The organism is Prevotella phocaeensis, from assembly GCF_900065875.1.
Taxonomy (GTDB): domain Bacteria; phylum Bacteroidota; class Bacteroidia; order Bacteroidales; family Bacteroidaceae; genus Prevotella; species Prevotella phocaeensis.
Genome location: NZ_LT160626.1, coordinates 393742 through 411503, shown reverse-complemented (window position 1 = coordinate 411503; position 17762 = coordinate 393742). Strand labels below are relative to the sequence as shown.

15 protein-coding genes are annotated in these 17762 nt (G+C 45.8%); 7 read left to right on the top strand and 8 right to left on the bottom strand.

Annotated features, from left to right (window positions below):
• The first annotated feature begins 9 nt into the window (after window positions 1–9).
• A complete protein-coding gene (locus BN3912_RS09830; RefSeq protein ID WP_023983418.1) occupies window positions 10–459 on the top strand; it encodes a hypothetical protein in 450 nt (149 codons plus the stop codon).
• On the opposite strand, the gene tamL is transcribed toward BN3912_RS09830, so the two are convergent.
• Window positions 425–2641: a translocation and assembly module lipoprotein TamL gene (tamL, locus tag BN3912_RS09825; RefSeq protein WP_051403418.1), complete on the bottom strand. Its 2217-nt coding sequence runs from the start codon at window positions 2639–2641 to the stop codon at window positions 425–427. The two genes, BN3912_RS09830 and tamL, sit on opposite strands and share 35 nt — an antisense overlap.
• A gap of 166 nt (window positions 2642–2807) precedes the next feature.
• Between tamL and BN3912_RS09820 the strand changes: the two genes are divergently transcribed.
• From BN3912_RS09820 to BN3912_RS09810, 3 genes are all read left to right on the top strand, one after another.
• Window positions 2808–4523, top strand: a complete 1716-nt coding sequence (locus tag BN3912_RS09820; protein WP_036859169.1) for a glutamine--tRNA ligase/YqeY domain fusion protein — start codon at window positions 2808–2810, stop codon at window positions 4521–4523.
• A gap of 75 nt (window positions 4524–4598) precedes the next feature.
• Window positions 4599–6020: a tetratricopeptide repeat protein gene (locus BN3912_RS09815; protein WP_023983421.1), complete on the top strand. Its 1422-nt coding sequence runs from the start codon at window positions 4599–4601 to the stop codon at window positions 6018–6020.
• A gap of 14 nt (window positions 6021–6034) precedes the next feature.
• Window positions 6035–6673 (top strand): DedA family protein, encoded by a 639-nt coding sequence (locus tag BN3912_RS09810; RefSeq protein WP_023983422.1) that lies wholly within the window; start codon window positions 6035–6037, stop codon window positions 6671–6673.
• Window positions 6674–6748: 75 nt separating this feature from the next.
• Here BN3912_RS09810 and BN3912_RS09805 read toward each other — a convergent pair whose 3' ends face one another.
• The 6 genes from BN3912_RS09805 to aspS form a co-directional block, all read right to left on the bottom strand.
• Complete coding sequence (locus BN3912_RS09805; RefSeq protein WP_023983423.1) at window positions 6749–7918, bottom strand: GDP-L-fucose synthase family protein; 1170 nt, start codon at window positions 7916–7918, stop codon at window positions 6749–6751.
• On the bottom strand, window positions 7919–9004 hold the full coding sequence (gene gmd, locus BN3912_RS09800) for a GDP-mannose 4,6-dehydratase (protein ID WP_023983424.1): 1086 nt from the start codon (window positions 9002–9004) through the stop codon (window positions 7919–7921).
• Between the two features lie 9 nt (window positions 9005–9013).
• Window positions 9014–10081, bottom strand: a complete 1068-nt coding sequence (locus BN3912_RS09795) for a mannose-1-phosphate guanylyltransferase (RefSeq protein WP_064972307.1) — start codon at window positions 10079–10081, stop codon at window positions 9014–9016.
• 403 nt (window positions 10082–10484) lie between these two features.
• Window positions 10485–10841, bottom strand: a complete 357-nt coding sequence (locus tag BN3912_RS09785) for a hypothetical protein (protein WP_023983427.1) — start codon at window positions 10839–10841, stop codon at window positions 10485–10487.
• Window positions 10842–10907: 66 nt separating this feature from the next.
• A complete protein-coding gene (locus BN3912_RS09780) occupies window positions 10908–11216 on the bottom strand; it encodes a winged helix-turn-helix domain-containing protein (protein ID WP_036858986.1) in 309 nt (102 codons plus the stop codon).
• A 138-nt stretch (window positions 11217–11354) separates the two neighbouring features.
• On the bottom strand, window positions 11355–13124 hold the full coding sequence (gene aspS, locus BN3912_RS09775) for an aspartate--tRNA ligase (protein ID WP_036858987.1): 1770 nt from the start codon (window positions 13122–13124) through the stop codon (window positions 11355–11357).
• A gap of 357 nt (window positions 13125–13481) precedes the next feature.
• Here aspS and BN3912_RS09770 point away from each other — a divergent pair, with 357 nt between their 5' ends.
• From BN3912_RS09770 to BN3912_RS09760, 3 genes are all read left to right on the top strand, one after another.
• Window positions 13482–13877: a DUF1573 domain-containing protein gene (locus BN3912_RS09770; protein ID WP_004370116.1), complete on the top strand. Its 396-nt coding sequence runs from the start codon at window positions 13482–13484 to the stop codon at window positions 13875–13877.
• A gap of 330 nt (window positions 13878–14207) precedes the next feature.
• Window positions 14208–15008: an EFR1 family ferrodoxin gene (locus BN3912_RS09765; RefSeq protein ID WP_023983430.1), complete on the top strand. Its 801-nt coding sequence runs from the start codon at window positions 14208–14210 to the stop codon at window positions 15006–15008.
• Window positions 15009–15104: 96 nt separating this feature from the next.
• A complete protein-coding gene (locus BN3912_RS09760) occupies window positions 15105–16886 on the top strand; it encodes a M6 family metalloprotease domain-containing protein (protein WP_023983431.1) in 1782 nt (593 codons plus the stop codon).
• A 200-nt stretch (window positions 16887–17086) separates the two neighbouring features.
• Here the strand turns inward: BN3912_RS09760 and BN3912_RS09755 are convergent, their stop codons facing one another.
• Window positions 17087–17761 carry a YggS family pyridoxal phosphate-dependent enzyme gene (locus BN3912_RS09755; protein WP_023983432.1) on the bottom strand — a complete coding sequence of 225 codons (675 nt, stop codon included), beginning with the start codon at window positions 17759–17761 and terminating at the stop codon, window positions 17087–17089.
• Between the last annotated feature and the right edge of the window lies 1 nt (window position 17762).

Here is a 17762-nt window from a genome sequence, read left to right as displayed (position 1 = left end):
TGTTTTCTTATGATATTTCATTTCGGCAAATCTGCAGTGCTTCTGTCGTTGCTCCTCATTGCATGTAACGGCATACATACAAACGATGAAGAGCGGTTGAAAGATAATGTGGACTCCTTTGCCACCGCATATTTCAATTGGCAATATAAGGCGGCGCTGCCTTTTTGTACACAAGAGTCGGAGCAATGGCTCAGGTATGCCGCCTCGAATGTGCACCAAGAAGACGTAGACATCTTACGTTCACAAGATGAGGGTGCCTCGCATGAGATCAACAAAATCGTATATAATAAAGATGATTCTACAGCCTATGCCCGTATTACTGTAAGAAATTTCTTGCAAATGGATACGATCGGCACCGCCGGACATATAGTGAAAGAGGCGCAAATACGCATTCCACTGGTGTTACGCAATAAGAAATGGCTCGTTAAAATGGAAGCCCCACTGCAAAATGAAAGGTAAAATCGCGGCTGAAATCGGGATGGAAGACGGCATAATGTTCCTTCTTGGTCTCATAGGCAGGATTGATAGCCTTCATACCCATATCGAAACGCAGAACGAAATAGTCGAAATTCAATCGTAGACCTATGCCATAAGCCACGGCAATCTGCTTATAAAAGTCCTTAAAACTAAACTGTCCGCCCGGTTGTTCTTCGTAATTGCGCAACGTCCATATATTTCCGGCATCGATAAACAGCGCTCCATTGAACTTCCAAAATAGATATGAACGGTATTCTGCATTCAAATCAAGCTTCATATCGCCCGTTTGATTGATGAAATCTATACGCCCATCCGTCCCTTTGAACTTGCCCGGACCAAGATGCCTCACACTCCATCCCCTCACAGAATTGGCACCTCCCGCAAAATAACGTTTCTCAAAAGGCAATACTTTGCTATTTCCATAGGGATAAGCTATACCGAAGTCGGCATGTAGAGCCAGTGAATTGTGCTCATCGAACTTAATCAAACGAGTATAGTCTATATCGGCTTTTACGTATTGTGCATAGGCTATGTTAAACAGATTGTACTGCCCGTTGGTATTTTTCTTAAATCCGAAAGTATGAGAGATACCGTTTAATAGATTTCCGGCCATCTCGAAGTTGGTTCGAAGTGCATGTATACCGTTATTATAAGACAGCCCGAAACCCATCTTCATGATAAACAAATCTTCGTAGTTATAGCGCAATATGGCATTTCTTGTACTGACATTATCCAAATAATCGTGCTTGAAAGTTTCCGAAATCCATGGCATGTACACGTAGTTCAAATCTAACAAATCGAATCGATATGACAAATGATGGTGGGGTTCGCTCCATCTATAGCGCCAAGCCGTAGAAAATATTCGTCGATGGAACTCCGGTCGGTTCTGTAAGTCGTAACTTACAGAAAGCTCGGATGTGGCACCGCTCTGTCTTCTGAACGATCTCGAAAGGAACGGGGCTACAAATCGAGGAAAAGCAAGTTTAGACTGTATGCTGTATTCCTGATAGTCCTGATCCTTATAACCGTCGAGCCCTTTGATCGCTTCATAGGCACCACGCAGTTCAATACTTAGCACTTCGCTTCCTCGAAATAAGTTCCGATTCTCATAGATCAACGATGCAGCAGCGCCAAAGTCCCCTGCAGTGTTGGTACCTTCAGGTTGGAATGCAATTGTATTGGGTTTATTGGTACTTATCTGAATATCACAATCGAGCAAGGTGGTGTCAGGAACTTCGGTAAACTTGATACTCGTGTATTTTATAGCCTGCATACGCGAGAAGTTATTGTACGTCTTCTGCAAATTGGCGCTGCTGTAAACTTCGCCAGACCTTATGCGTGTGTTGTCATCAAGTATCCTCTCGCGAATATGCGTCGGCTCTCCATTCTCACCATGAAAGTTCACATTCCGGATAAAATAGTGCGGATGAGGTACTTCGGGCGCCTTACTATTGGCATGATATCTCAATAGTTCGAGCGTAATATCTATGTCTGTGCTGTTTAGAGCCGAGTCGGCGCGGTACTGTATAAAATCTTTATGAAAACGATAATAGCCATTATTGTTAAGAATATCCGTTATACGTTTTCGCTCAGCGTCCAAATTATCCACGGTAAACCGACTTCCGGCACGCAAACCACGGTTCTCCACCTTATCCATTTGCAACAATTTGGCGATATTCTCATCCTGAATATCGTATTTAATAGAATGGATTCGATACGGTTCACCCGGCATTAAATGATAGATTGCCTTAATCTTCTTACCTTTAATCTTGGTTTCCAACCTCGCATCGCCATGCATATATCCCATATTGTGCAAGGAATTACGCAGGTCGTTACATGAAAGTCGCGCCTGTACAGTATCGAAAATAACCGGCTTTTCGCCTATATTACGCAACGTTCTATTAATCCATTTCGTCGTATCACGCCCAGAAAGAGCATAGGTTCCCAAAGGAACTTTAAAGATAGAAAACCATTTAGAATTGGCTTTTTGGCGTATGTATGGCATCAAGGCATCACCATTAAAGCCTTTCTGATCGCTTTTTATCTCCACACTTTCAAGCAGATATTCCCGCTCGCCTACAAACTTAGTAGCCGAACACCCCGCAAGAATGAGCACATAAACGATGCCTATAAGCATCTTAGAGCATACTCTCAACCTCTCCATTTGTGCAAATGTATGAAAAAATCCCCACACATTACTCCATCGATATTATTTATTTGGTTTTGTTAAATAATTATATTGTTTTTTCTTCTGTCTCAATATTAATATTTATCTTTGCGGAAGATAGGCGGGTAGAAGGACCATGCCAAACTCATATCATCGAAATATTATGACAGTAACAGTAGAAAATAATAGCGACGAAAAGAAGAGTCTTAACTTCGTAGAACAACTTGTAGAAGAAGATATTGCCGAAGGTAAAAATGGCAAACGCATACAAACGCGCTTTCCACCGGAACCAAATGGTTACCTACATATAGGCCATGCCAAGGCTATTTGTATGGACTTCGGCATCGCGGAGAAATATAAAGGGGTGTGTAACCTACGGTTTGACGACACTAACCCCTCCAAAGAGAACAACGAATATGTGGAAAATATCTTGAATGATATATCATGGCTTGGCTTTAAATGGGGAAATATTTACTACGCTTCGGACTATTTTGAGAAATTATGGCAGTTTGCAGTGTGGATGATTAGGCAGGGTAACGCCTACGTAGACGAGCAAACAGCCGAACAGATAGCCGAACAAAAAGGCACACCCACTACGCCCGGCACACCTTCACCCTATCGCAATCGCCCCGTGGAAGAGAGTCTGGCGCTGTTCAACAAGATGAACACAGCCGACGCAGTGGAGGGAAGTATGGTATTAAGAGCCAAACTCGATATGGCTAACCCCAACATGCATTTCCGCGATCCTATCATGTATCGCATCATACATACACCACATCATCGAACCGGAACTAAGTGGAATTGTTATCCGATGTATGACTTTGCACATGGACAGAGTGACTATTTCGAAGGTGTAACCCACTCCATCTGCACATTGGAGTTCGTTCCACACCGCCCACTTTACGATAAATTCATCGATTTCCTTAAAGATATGGACGGCACAGCCGGCAATTTAAACGACAATCGTCCGCGACAAATAGAATTCAACCGGCTTAATCTCACTTATACAGTTATGAGCAAGCGCAAGTTACACACACTTGTAGACGAGCAATTGGTAAGTGGTTGGGACGATCCGCGGATGCCTACGCTTTGCGGAATGCGCCGCCGAGGCTATTCCCCCGAAAGCATACGGCGCTTCATCGACTCGATTGGCTACACTAAGTTCGATGCCTTGAACGACGTGGCATTACTTGAAGCGGCGGTACGCGACGATCTGAACAAGATAGCTTGCCGAGTTTCCGCCGTTCTGAACCCCGTGAAACTGATCATTACCAACTATCCGGACGGCTTAACTGAAGAAATGGAAGCCGTAAACAATCCGGAGAACGAGGCCGACGGCACCCATCACATTACATTTTCCAAACATCTGTGGATAGAACGTGATGACTTTATGGAAGACGCACCTAAGAAATTCTTCCGCATGACGCCCGAAAAAGAGGTACGCTTAAAAAATGCGTACATCGTGAAATGCACAAGTTGTACCAAAGATGCGGCAGGAAATATCATCGAGATACAGGCCGAATATGATCCGAACAGTAAAAGCGGTATGGACGGAGCTAACCGCAAGGTGAAAGGAACGCTGCATTGGGTATCGGCAAACCATTGCAAAAGGGCAGAGATACGTGAGTACGACCGGTTGTTCTCTGTAGAAAATCCGTCGGCAGACGAACGCGATTTCCACGATTTACTGAACCCCAACTCGCTTCATGTGAACCATGAATGCTACGTAGAGAATTATGCTGCCGATAAAAAAGCGGGCGAATATCTGCAATTCCAACGCATAGGATACTTCATGGCCGATTTGGATTCCACGGCCGAACACCCTGTTTTCAATAAAACCGTGGGACTTAAAGACACGTGGGCCAAACAAAATAAGTAAAGGAAAAACAGGAAATGATAGAAATTGAGGCAATAACTGTTCACTTTCTATCATTTGTCCTCCATCCCACTAAACATGGCATATAAAGACAATTATTTCGACACACCGGAATTCAAAGACAAATTCAAAAGATACGAAGAGGCTGTGCAACAGGGCAATTCGGTATATATGGAGCCCGAAGACTTGGTCGATATTGCCGAATTTTATCACAGCCGAAACAACTACGATAAGTCTTTAAACGCCGTAAACTATGCCATCAACATGTTTGAAGGTGCCACTTCGCCGCTCGTCTTCAGAGCCCGACTGGCCTTATTTCACGAAGACGATCCTGATAAAGCCGACAGTTTTGCCGAACAAATCGATGACAAAACCGACTTAGATTATTTCTATATCAAGGCTGAAATTATGCTTGCCAAGGATCAAACAAAACAGGCAGACACGTATCTTGAGGCATGTATGGAAAATATAGACGAGGAAGAGCGCGAGGATTTTATCACTGATGCGGCTACACTCTTTGCCGATTACGACATTTTCGATAAGGCTCAGAAGTGGCTCTCCATGGCTACAAACCAAACATCCGCCTATTATAAGGAACTCAAAGGGCGAATTGCCTTAGGCAAAGGCAACTACGAAGAGAGCGAGAATATATTCAATGAACTGATAGATGGCGATCCTTATTCCGGTCCTTATTGGAACAACTTGGCTTCTACGCAATTTCTACGCAACCATATCAACGAATCTATCACAAGCAGCGAGTTTTCTATCGCCATTAATCCCAACGACGAAGAGGCCATACTCAATAAGGCGAACGGACTGTTCAGCCTCGGTAATTACGAAGAAGCGTTGGAATATTACCGGCATTTCTCTCTGCTGTGCCCGGAAGAAGAAACGGGCGAAATATTTCAAGGTATCGCCCTCGTAAATCTGAACCGTTTGGAAGAAGCGATAGAACATCTGAAAAAGGCCGAAGAACTTAGTTCGGAACAGTCGCCCAATCTAAAAGAAATATACAGAGAACTGGTGTTCACACTCTCTCATTTAGGGAAATTAGACGAAGCTCTGCACTATACAAACAAGATAGAAGCACTGGATAAAGACGACAAAGTGGGCATTATGACACTCAGGGGCCACCTCTATTTAGAAAACGAGCACACTAAAGAAGCCGAAGAGTGCTTTAAATACGCCATGCTCAATACCAAGACACCGAGCAGTACCGTATTTAAAATAGCCGTATCGGCATACGATTGCGGTTACATACCGCTGGCCTATAAGATGCTGCACGCTCTGATAGATGAAATAACCGGCCCCGACAACAAGGTGGGATACTCCTATTTGGCACTTTGCTGCAGGTACTTAGGAAAGACAGAGGAATTTCTTGCCTCCGTAAAGCAGGCGTGCAAACGCAATCCGGAGGAAGCAAGAGCCGTGCTCGGCGAGCTGTTTCCGCAAGATATAGAGCCCAAAGACTACTACAACTTCTTAATTAATAACGAATAACAAATAAAATTTTCATGAATTGGCTATCTACTTTATTAGGTAACTTGAACTATGGTACGATCTTTTTTCTGATGCTTCTCGAGAGCACGGTGATACCTGTACCGTCGGAATTTGTAGTATCTCCTGCTGCTTATCATGCCGCAGCAGGCAACTTGAATATATTTCTTGTCATCCTTTTCGCTACGCTCGGGGCCGACTGCGGTGCCACAATCAACTACTTGGCGGGCTATTATCTCGGCCGGCCTATTATCTATAGGTTCGCAAACAGCAAGTGGGGACGCCTTTGCATGCTCAATCAAGAGAAAGTAGAGAAAAGCGAAAGGTACTTCGATAACCACGGAATGGTGGCTACGATTACCGGAAGACTGCTGCCGGGCATACGACATTTGATTTCCATACCGGCCGGTCTGGCCAAGATGAACTACTGGAAATTTCTGCTATACACCACCCTTGGCGCCGGCGTATGGAACTGTATCCTCGCCATATTAGGCTGGTATCTGCACTCCATCGTACCCGAAGAACAGCTAAACGACAAGATTACCGAATACGGAGAATACATTAAGGTGGCAATTATGGTGCTGGTTGCCGTGGCATTGGTATATTTCATGATAAGGATGCTTATCAAACGCAGGCGGAACATCAAGCAGTCGTAGACACGAAAAAACCGCCGTATCGCAGGCAAATCCCACATATACGACGGCTATATTTATGTTCTGTCGGAAACAGACCTACCTTATACTGTCTTTATACCATAAGAATAACTTGTTCACTCCCTCCTCTATTTCCACACGATGCTTCCATCCGAGGCTGTGAAGTTTACTTACATCGATCAGTTTACGTGGTGTTCCGTCGGGTTTCGAGGCATCGAAAACAACTTCGCCTCCAAAGTCTACGGTCTTTACAACGAGCTCAGAAAGTGCACGAATGGTGAGTTCCTTACCCGTACCCACGTTGATATGGCAGTTTCTTATCTCGCCCAACGACGGGATGGCACCGCCCCTACCCTTGCTGTTATCGCGGTCTACCGCTCCATCAACGGCTGTTCCGTAGAACACGGAGCTGTATTTGTCGATGCCAATCACGTCTTTAAAGTCTACATTCAGCAGCACATGCACGCTCGCATCGGCCATATCTTCGCTCCAAAGAAACTCGCGTAACGGCGTTCCCGTGCCCCAAAGCGTCACTTTGTTGTTCTCTATGCCGTACTTGGCCAGCACATCCAGTATCTCTTTTTGGCTGTTTGCACCTGTTACACCCTCTACCGGCCGTTTGTTCATATCCGCTTTAACAGCATTCCAATCGCCGTCATGAATGAGTTTTGCAAGGTAAATCTTGCGCATCATCGCAGGCATAACGTGCGAGTTCTCTAAATGGAAGTTGTCGTTAGGGCCATAGAGATTGGTCGGCATCACAGCTATATAATTCGTACCATACTGAAGATTGTAGCTTTCACACATCTTCAAGCCCGCGATTTTCGCAATGGCATACTCCTCGTTAGTATATTCCAGCGGCGACGTAAGCAGTGCATCCTCCTTCATGGGCTGCGGTGCGTTCTTAGGATAAATACAGGTTGAACCCAGAAAAAGCAACTTCTTCACACGATGAGAAAAGGCATTGCCGATGACATTGCATTGCATTTTCATGTTTTGCATAATGAAGTCGGCACGATAAAGCGAGTTTGCCATGATGCCACCCACAAAGGCTGCCGCCAACACAACGGCGTCGGGACGCTCTTCATCGAAGAATTTGGTAACGGCAACTTGGTCGGTAAGATCAAGTTCGCGGTGCGTTCTACCCACGAGATTGCTATACCCGCGCTGCTCGAGATTGTTCCATATCGCAGAGCCTACTAACCCACGGTGCCCTGCAATGTATATTTTATCGTTCTTATTTAACATCTATTCCGGTAATTGAGCTTTGAGATACAACTTCCTAACGAACTTCATATCGTGGGCGACCATCAGTTTTACCAACTCTTCGAACGATGTCTTACGCGGGTTCCAGCCCAGTGTCTCCTTGGCTTTCGTAGGATCTCCGAGCAATTGTTCTACCTCTGCCGGGCGGAAATATTTGGGATCAACCTCAACAAGCACCTTGCCTGTCTTCGCGTCTACGCCTTTTTCGTCTATTCCTTTGCCTTCCCACCGCAGTTCGATGCCCGCTTCTTTGAAAGCCAACGTACAAAATTCACGTACCGTATGCATCTCTCCCGTAGCTATAACGAAGTCTTCGGGCTGCTTTTGTTGCAGGATAAGCCACATACACTCCACATAATCCTTGGCGTACCCCCAGTCGCGGCGGGCATCCATATTGCCCAGATACAGCTTATCCTGATAACCTTGCGCTATTCTGCAGGCTGCCAATGTGATCTTTCTGGTAACGAAATTCTCGCCGCGACGCTCGCTTTCGTGGTTGAAAAGAATGCCGTTGCAGCAATACATGCCGTAAGATTCGCGGTAATTCTTCATAATCCAAAAGCCGTAGAGCTTAGCCACAGCATAAGGAGAGCGGGGATAGAAAGGCGTTGTTTCGCGCTGCGGAACCTCTTGCACCTTGCCGAAAAGCTCTGAAGTAGACGCTTGATAAATCTTACACGTTTTGTCTAAGCCGCATATCCGCACCGCCTCGAGCAACCGGAGCACACCCACGGCATCGGTATCTGCCGTGTATTCCGGCACATCGAAGCTCACTTTCACATGACTTTGTGCCGCCAGATTGTAAATTTCCGTGGGCTTTACCTCGCCTATAATGCGAATTAGCGACGACGAATCGGTCATGTCGGCCCAATGCAGGTCAATCAATCGCTGTTTCTTCATATCGCGTACCCATTCGTCGAGGTACAAATGTTCGATACGACCGGTATTAAACGACGAACTGCGACGCAGCAATCCATGCACTTCATACCCTTTCTCTCCGAGGAATTCGGCCAAATAACTTCCGTCTTGCCCTGTAATTCCTGTTATTAAAGCTACTTTTCTTTCCATATTTTCAATTTATTCTTCTCCGCTGTATTGTTTGATTTTCTGTTCTTCGCTCAACTTGCAAATGAGCAAAGCATCATCTTTCTCGGCAACAATGTAGTTATCCAATCCCTGTATCACTACTTTCTTTTCCTGCGTGGTATGTATGATACAGTTGTGAGAATCGAACAATAGTATATTTTCGCCTATGCAACTGTTGCCGTAGATATCGCGTTTGGTTTGCGCAAGCAGCGATCCCCATGTGCCGAGATCGCTCCATCCGAAATCGGCAGGACATACGAATATCTCTTCTGCCTTTTCCATAATGGCATAATCCACCGATATATTTTCGCACTCAGGATAACGCAAATCGATCATTTCCTGCTCCCTGTCGGTGCCGTAAAAGTCTTTCAAGCCCTCGAACACCTTGGATATAGAGGGGTGATAGATACGGAACGCGTTGACTATCGTACTCACACTCCAGATAAAAATCCCCGCATTCCAGAAATAGTTGTTCTGTCTGATATAGCTCTGTGCCGTGGCTGCATCGGGCTTCTCGCGGAAAGAATCCACACGGAATATCTCTCTGTTGCGTGGAGAGCTGGTGCTTAGGTCGGCTTGAATATACCCGTATCCCGTTTCGGGGCGTGTCGGACGCATGCCCAAAGTCACTATAGCGTCGGTTTCGCTTGTGAATTGCAGACACGAAACCACCACCCGTTGAAACTCGTTGGGACTCGTAACAATATGATCGCTCGGAGTTACTACGATATTAGCATGCGGATCGATCATCTTAATACGCCAACTGACATAAGCGATACATGGTGCTGTGTTCCTTCGACATGGTTCTAAAAGAATATGATCTTGGGGTATTTCGGGTAATTGTTGCTTAACTAAGTCGGCATAACGTCGATTTGTAAGCACCCAAACGTTGTTCGAATTGCAAATACCCTTAAAACGATCGAGTGTAAGTTGTAGCAGTGAGCGCCCTACACCCAGTACGTCAATAAATTGCTTGGGCCGTTCGGCAGTGCTCATCGGCCAAAAGCGACTGCCTACACCACCGGCCATAATAACTAAATGATTACTGTTTTGCGCCATAAGTATATTTCATTTTTCATACAGTATGCTGACAAAGATACAAAAAATAACCGAGTTAAAGTTAAAAAAGACGTTTTTTAAAACTTACCGACCGAAGCTGTTGCACATAAACAACCGAAATTTTCATATTAAAGAAAATAAATCTTTCATTCTTACATCGTTCGAAAAAATGCCTTTTCCTAATATTATTTTATCGACGGCAATAAAGTTTCTATCATACATTCAGCACATTCAGCATTCTAACAATCTATTTCTCAATACATTATATAAACAAGAAAAAGAATATGTACAATTTAGCAAATCAGATAACAAGGATATTTCATTGGGGCACAAGGGTAAGAATGACCGATAAAGATACTTTTGATGATTATTATTAATTGGAGAGAAAAGAATTATTATAGCCTTAATTATTATCTGAAAAATTATCGAACAGCAGCAAAGAATTGTCTTCCTGTCCACGAGAGGTATTCTCATCATCATCGATAGCATGATCGGCAAACTGCAACATCAGCTGCATGGTTTCCTGCGAATTATAGTTCAAACGGTACATACCCCGCCGTTCTGTTCGTTCTATAATCGAATTGCGATTTTTAGAGTTGCGCAAAAGATATTGCGTAACATAAACATGCACCTCTTCAAAATCGAGTATGCAAAACAGCGAATTGCACGCATTGAACACATGGCGTGCAACCTTTTGTACAGACAGGCCTTCACTACCGGCCTCGCAAAGTACTTTGATTATCTCCTTATCGTAATTCATTATAAATAAAAAGAGAGCTGTAGACTTGTTCTGCAGCTCCCTTTCGAATATTCTTAACAATCTTTGTCAAGCCAATACGATGAGATTGTTCTCGCCTTTGACCTTGCCTTCTTTGAAGAGCCAGCCAATACCCAGATAAGCTTCTTCGGTGCTTATCTTAGCCGTTTTAGCAATCTCAGCAATGCTTAGAGCCTTACCTGCTGCAGCTAAAGTCTGATAGACATCGCCTGCACGGAAACCTACGTTCTCTGCATTTACAACTACTTCCGCTTTCGTTGCTACTACTTTCTTCGCTGCAGTGCTCGCTTTTTTAGGAGCAGACACTTTCTTTACCGTAGCGGAGGCCTTCTTTTCTGTTGCTTTCTTTTCTGCCATAACTTGAAAAAAATAAATTCCTTTTAACCTAAGTGGTTTCATTCTCTTTATAGAGACATGGCAAAAGTACTATATTTTTTCTTAATAATCTAATATTTATTATAAAATGTAACCATCGCAGAAGCAACAAAAAGGATTTCAAGCTTTTTCTTGATGTAGGTCAACCTTTATCTGCAATTCGTCGAGTTGCTTATCGTCGATTTCGGAAGGTGCATCAAGCATCACATCGCGTCCGCTGTTATTCTTCGGAAAAGCGATACAGTCGCGAATGCTATCAAGTCCGGCCATGATCGCTACAAAGCGATCCAACCCGAATGCAAGTCCTGCATGAGGCGGCGCACCATACTTGAAAGCATTGATAAGAAAGCCGAATTGCGCCATTGCTCGTTCGGGCGTAAAGCCTAATATATTAAACATCTTTTCCTGAAGTTTACCATCGTGGATACGCAAACTGCCGCCTCCCACTTCTATTCCGTTACAAACAAAGTCGTAGGCTTTAGCTCTAACCCTCTCGGGATGTTCTTCCAACAACGGTATATCGTCGGGATTAGGCATCGTAAAGGGGTGATGAGTAGCCATCAAACGCTGTTCTTCATCGCTCCACTCGAAGAGCGGGAAGTCTACAATCCACAGACATTCGAATTTGTTCTTATCTCTGAGCCCGAGACGTTCTCCCATTTCCAAGCGCAGAGCGCAAAGTTGCGTACGCACCTTATTAGCATTGTCGCCACAGAGTATCAGCACAAGATCGCCATCCTTGGCACCTGTTTTCTCTTTCAAGCTCTCCAGCACCGCTGGAGTATAAAACTTATCGATGCTTCCCTTTACTGTACCATCGGTATTATATTTAACAAACACCAGTCCTTGGGCACCTATCTGCGGACGTTTTACAAAATCGGTCAGTTCGTTAAGCTGTTTACGGCTGTAATCGGCACCCCCGGGCACACAAATTCCGCCGATATATTCGGCATTGTTGAACACACTAAACTCGCCGGAACCTTTGAGTATATCCATCATTTCGACAAATTCCATCCCGAAACGTATGTCCGGTTTATCGCTTCCGAAGCGTTTCATGGCATCATACCATGTCATTTGCTGCAGTTTATCGGGCAAATTCACGCCACGTATCTCCTTAAAGAGGTGACGGGCCATATCTTCAAAGAGACTGATCACATCTTCTTGGTCTACAAAACTCATCTCGCAGTCTATCTGAGTGAACTCCGGTTGACGGTCGGCACGCAGGTCTTCATCGCGAAAACACTTGGCAATCTGGAAATAGCGATCAAATCCGGCAACCATCAACAATTGTTTCAGCGTTTGCGGACTCTGCGGCAAAGCATAGAATTGGCCGGGGTTCATGCGCGAAGGTACCACAAAGTCGCGCGCTCCTTCGGGCGTACTTCCGATCAAGACCGGCGTTTCAACTTCGATAAACCGATGTGAGTCGAGGAAATTACGTATCAAAATCGTCATACGGTGGCGCAGTTCAAGGTTCTTACGAACGGCAGGGCGTCGCAAATCCAAGTAACGGTATTTCATACGGAGATCGTCTCCGCCGTCGGTATCATCTTCTATTTTAAACGGTGGAGTGGCACTCTCGCTCAACACAACGAATTCTGTAACGAGTATTTCTACGTCGCCCGTCTCCATTTTAGCATTCTTACTCTGCCGTTCACTCACAGTTCCACGAACCTGAATACAATATTCTCGCCCCAATTTATTGGCATTGTCGCAAAGTTCTCTGTTATCTGCTTCGTTGAAAACAAGTTGGGTTGTCCCATATCGGTCGCGCAAATCGACGAACGTCATGCCGCCCATTTTCCTCGTACGCTGTACCCATCCCGCCAATGTAACTTGCTTTCCGGCATCAGAGAGGCGCAACTCTCCACATGTGTTTGTTCTGTACATAATCAGTGTTTTGTAAAACAAGGCCCCGGCCGCGATACATTTATCACGACCACCACACCTTAATATATATTATAAAATTACCGCAAAGGTACATTAAATCGGGCGAAGTGCAAAATATATCAGTATTTTTTTAAGCCTCAAACAAAGCGACTTCAAAACACAGAACCATAATAAAACCCACCCGAACAGCAGCCCCGTTTACCGTTTACAATAGCAGCAAAACCATTGGTTCAACTCCCCAACAGCCATAACCGCCTCAGCTCCTTCCGCAACAAATGTTTAATATTTCTTAATAATAAGCCATTCTCATGAATTATTCCTTATCTTTGCACCGTCTTATACTAAACAGAACAGATTATGAAAAAGATTCTTATAATGACAATGATGCTCTTGTTTGTAGTCAACATAGCAAGTGCACAGCAGAAATCTTCCGAAATTAAGTTCGATAAAACATCGCACGATTTCGGTACTTTTAGCGAAGATAATTCCGTACAGAAGTGTACTTTCACCTTTACCAATGTAGGAAACGCACCGTTGATCATCAATCAAGCGGTGGCATCATGCGGATGTGCGGTGCCTTCTTATACCAAAACGCCGATCGCTCCCGGGCAGAAAGGCGAGATAAAGGTTACATATTCGGGTGCCGGAAAGTTCCCCGGGCACTTTAAAAAGACCATCACGGTGCGCACAAACGGCGTTCCGGAAATGACACGCCTTTACATCGAGGGCGATATGACCGAGAGCAAGAAATAACATGCCTTAGGCATAAAGATACAAAAGCGGGCAATCTTCGTTGTAGATTGCCCGCTTTTTCATTGCCATATCGCAGCTACAAAGCAGAAATCTCTTACCCCTACTACCAACAGGCATACCCTCTAAGACAGACATATATAGTTTCTATGGCAGATACTTCTACCGTTTGATCACAACAGACCATACATCTGTTTCCGCCGGCCCTACCCTCAGAAATAACACTCCATATTTTGTAATCTCCTTATTTTAATGTAACTTTGCCCCTCGACAGGCAACATTCGAGCAATCGAAACCGCTTTTGTTGCTTACGAGTTATACGAAATCGGGCAAATGATATTTTATTTTTCGGGAACAGGAAATACGCGTTGGGCAGCTGAAAGTCTTGCCCATGCCACATGCGAGCAGGCGATATTCATCCCCGATGCCCTTACGGGCGACTGTCATTACATGCTTAATGCAGACGAACGCATAGGCTTCTGCTTTCCGGTGCACGGTTGGCGCCCGCCGAACATAGTACGCAAGTTCATCAGCCGGCTCACATTTTCCGCATGCAAGGCTGGCGATGCCGTAACAAACCACTACTGTTATGCGCTTATCACGGCAGGCGACACCATTGGGAAGACGGCTGAAATCTTCGAAAACGACCTGAACGAACGTGGTATATCGACTTCTGCCGTGTGTACGCTTATCATGCCGGAATCGTATGTAGGCCTCCCAACGATGGATGTAGACACACCCGAGAAAGAAATACAGAAGAAAGAAGCGGCACGCCTGCAGTTGGCAGACTTCACAGAAGCTGTACAAGAGCGGCGCAAGGGCTACTCCCATTTGGTCAAGGGTCCCGTTCCGGCATTCTTCAGCGGCCCTGTAGGCGGGTTCTTTATCCGTCATATCATCAGCGACAAGCCTTTCCGTGTAGAGAGCAGCCGCTGTGTAAAGTGCGGTATTTGTGCAGATGTATGTCCTGTGCACGATATCAAAGGCGGATTGGGCTACGAACCGCAGTGGCTGCACAACGGTTCTTGCCTGTCTTGTTTTGCCTGCTACCACCACTGTCCGCACCATGCCATCGAGTACGGCGGGCGTACCAAGCGCAAAGGGCAGTACTTTTTCGGAAGAAAGAAGCGATAAATCGAAGGCCTACACACTCTCCCATCCCACAAAAGAAACGATGTATAAGACAGCATTTACAGTACATTAATATATTAAAACAGACAGAATTCGAATATGAAGAAACTATTACTCATGCTCTGTATGGTGCTCACGGCATCGGCAATAAGGGCAGGCAAAGCAGATACCCGCCCCGTAATCGTTACACAAACCGACGGCTCGAAGCTCACGGTACTGGGGTTCGGCGACGAACACCATAGCTGGTACACCACTACCGACGGCGTTATACTTGCCCATGTGGGCTATTCTTATTACGTTGCAAATATCGACAATGCAGGCAACATCACCCCCTCATCGCAGTTGGCCCACGAGGCCGCCGAACGTTCTGCCGCCGAACAAGCTCTCGTAAAGGCACAAAATCGCGAGGCATTCTTCTCGCCTGTAGCCACAAGAGCCCACAACTCGCGCATGCGCAGGATAAACATAGACAACAATTCCATACCTTATTTTCCCCATATGGGCAGCCCCCAAGCGCCCGTTCTGTTGGTTCAATTTGCCGATGTAAAGTTCTCTTCCGCCGATCCGAAGCGTTCTTTCAACGATTACATGAACGCTGAAGGCCCGCTGACCGACTATGATATGGCCGAAAGCCGGAACTATGGCAGCGTCAGGCAGTACTTCAACGACATGAGTAAAGGTGCTTTTACACCGCAATTCGATGTAATCGGCCCAATTACGGTAAGCAAAAAGTCGGCTTACTACGGCGCAGGAGAAAAAGAAGGCGGAACCCGTATCCACGAAATGATCAACGAAGCGTGTACACAGGCGCAAGCTCTGACCGATTTAAGTCAATACGATGCCAACCACGATGGGCTGATAGATGCAGTGTACATTATTTATGCAGGCTACAGCGAGAGCATGGGTGGCAACTCTGCAGACGACATCTGGCCCAAGGCGGGCTATATTCCAAGCAACGTACAAAAGACTTTCGGCACGGTTAAAGCCGTGCGCTATGCCATCAGTAGCGAGCTTAACTACAATCCGAGCTACACTTTTAAAGAAGCACCTTATAAGCGTATCTGCGGCGTCGGGTTGTTCTGTCACGAGTTTTCACATACTCTCGGACTGCCGGATACCTACTCTGGCTTATACGAAGACAACCAAGAAATGGAATACTGGGACCTGATGGATAACGGAGAATATACCGACATCGGCTATACCCCTACTCCCTACACGCCTTGGGAAAAGGAAACAATGGGATGGACCAAGATAGATACACTTACAGAAGCGGCAAAGGTGACGCTTAACGAGGGCGACTATCGCAAGATTGTAAGCGACGTGTCGAAGGAATATCTTATTGTCGAGAACTTTCAGAAGACGGGATGGGCAAAGAAAATGCGCGGTCATGGTATGCTGGTTTACCGTATCGACTACCCTTACGATAAGGTTAACATGAGCGATTTCCCCAACTCAAAGAAGGGAAAGCCCGCCATTACGGTGGTTCCGGCCGACGGATTGCTCATGTCTTCCTATAAAGTACATGGCAATAATGCTCCTCCTACTACTCTTCAACCCTACAGTCGAGAAGAATATTTAAAGAGTCTCGAAGGCGATCCTTACCCGGGCACCTCGAACGTAACCGAGATATTGAGCGTTCAACTGAACGGAAGTAAGCTGGAAAAGCCTATGTATTACATCAACGAAACGACAAATGGCGTAATTACTTTCAACTTCTTGAAGAAAGACATACCGGCAGGAATAGCACCGATCGTAAAAGAGAATGGCGATACAACGGATAACCGTGTGTTCACCATCGACGGTCGGTTTGTGGGAACCACCACAAACGGTCTGCCTAAAGGTATCTACATCATTAACAAGAAGAAAGTTGTTATAAGATAAGGTGTCGTCGGCAACGGCGCCGCACCCAAGAAACAAGTAAAGCCACCGGCCGTCCCGACAAGGGTAACCGGTGGCTTTACCTTTTACATATGCCTCTTCAGCCACTAATAGAAGTAACGTCTGCTACGGATAGATATGCCATCTATCGTCGATAAGCATGCCGTCTACAGCAGACACATGCCCCGCCTATCTGCCGCAGACTAATAAACCCGCGGGCCGAAGATGCCCGTTCCCACGCGCACCATAGTACTTCCGTGCTTTACGGCTATACGGTAATCGTGGCTCATACCCCAGCTGCGTTCGCAAAAGGCATCGTCGTCGGCAAAGAAACGTTGCTTAACTTCGCGGAACAGGTCTGCCGCCTCGTCGAACTCTTTGGCGATCTGTGCCTCATCATCCACATTAGAAGCCATCATCATCAGCCCGCATATCTGCACATTATGCAGCTCGCGCCACGCTCCGCCGGCCAACATATCCAAGCAACCTTGCCGAGAAAAACCGTATTTAGTTTCCTCCTCGGCGATATGGAGCTCGAGCATAACGCGGATAACACGCCCGCATCGGGCAGCTTGTTTATCAATCTCGCGCAAGAGTTTAAGGCTGTCGACCGCATCGATCATCGAGATGTACGGCGCAATATGCTTCACCTTGTTGGTTTGCAGATGGCCGATAAAATGCCATTCTATATCTTTCGGCAGCGTTGCCGCTTTCTTGGAGAGTTCTTGTTCGTGGCTCTCGCCGAACACGCGCTGCCCCTCTGCGTAGGCCGCTTCTATGTATTCGTCGGGATGGAACTTGCTTACAGCCACCAACTTTACGCCTTCCGGCAGACCGGCAAGTACCTCGTGCAGGCGTTTTGCCACATCTATGTCCATG

What these genes read in the sequence shown, in the direction of transcription:
- BN3912_RS09755 (WP_023983432.1), bottom strand. Translation starts at nt 17,761, where the DNA reads ATGGACATAGATGTGGCAAAACGCCTGCACGAGGTACTTGCCGGTCTG.
- aspS (WP_036858987.1), bottom strand. Translation starts at nt 13,124, where the DNA reads ATGTACAGAACAAACACATGTGGAGAGTTGCGCCTCTCTGATGCCGGA.
- BN3912_RS09795 (WP_064972307.1), bottom strand. Translation starts at nt 10,081, where the DNA reads ATGGCGCAAAACAGTAATCATTTAGTTATTATGGCCGGTGGTGTAGGC.
- BN3912_RS09765 (WP_023983430.1), top strand. Translation starts at nt 14,208, where the DNA reads ATGATATTTTATTTTTCGGGAACAGGAAATACGCGTTGGGCAGCTGAA.
- gmd (WP_023983424.1), bottom strand. Translation starts at nt 9,004, where the DNA reads ATGGAAAGAAAAGTAGCTTTAATAACAGGAATTACAGGGCAAGACGGA.
- BN3912_RS09815 (WP_023983421.1), top strand. Translation starts at nt 4,599, where the DNA reads ATGGCATATAAAGACAATTATTTCGACACACCGGAATTCAAAGACAAA.
- BN3912_RS09805 (WP_023983423.1), bottom strand. Translation starts at nt 7,918, where the DNA reads ATGTTAAATAAGAACGATAAAATATACATTGCAGGGCACCGTGGGTTA.
- BN3912_RS09820 (WP_036859169.1), top strand. Translation starts at nt 2,808, where the DNA reads ATGACAGTAACAGTAGAAAATAATAGCGACGAAAAGAAGAGTCTTAAC.
- BN3912_RS09770 (WP_004370116.1), top strand. Translation starts at nt 13,482, where the DNA reads ATGAAAAAGATTCTTATAATGACAATGATGCTCTTGTTTGTAGTCAAC.
- BN3912_RS09810 (WP_023983422.1), top strand. Translation starts at nt 6,035, where the DNA reads ATGAATTGGCTATCTACTTTATTAGGTAACTTGAACTATGGTACGATC.
- tamL (WP_051403418.1), bottom strand. Translation starts at nt 2,641, where the DNA reads ATGGAGAGGTTGAGAGTATGCTCTAAGATGCTTATAGGCATCGTTTAT.
- BN3912_RS09760 (WP_023983431.1), top strand. Translation starts at nt 15,105, where the DNA reads ATGAAGAAACTATTACTCATGCTCTGTATGGTGCTCACGGCATCGGCA.
- BN3912_RS09780 (WP_036858986.1), bottom strand. Translation starts at nt 11,216, where the DNA reads ATGGCAGAAAAGAAAGCAACAGAAAAGAAGGCCTCCGCTACGGTAAAG.
- BN3912_RS09785 (WP_023983427.1), bottom strand. Translation starts at nt 10,841, where the DNA reads ATGAATTACGATAAGGAGATAATCAAAGTACTTTGCGAGGCCGGTAGT.
- BN3912_RS09830 (WP_023983418.1), top strand. Translation starts at nt 10, where the DNA reads ATGATATTTCATTTCGGCAAATCTGCAGTGCTTCTGTCGTTGCTCCTC.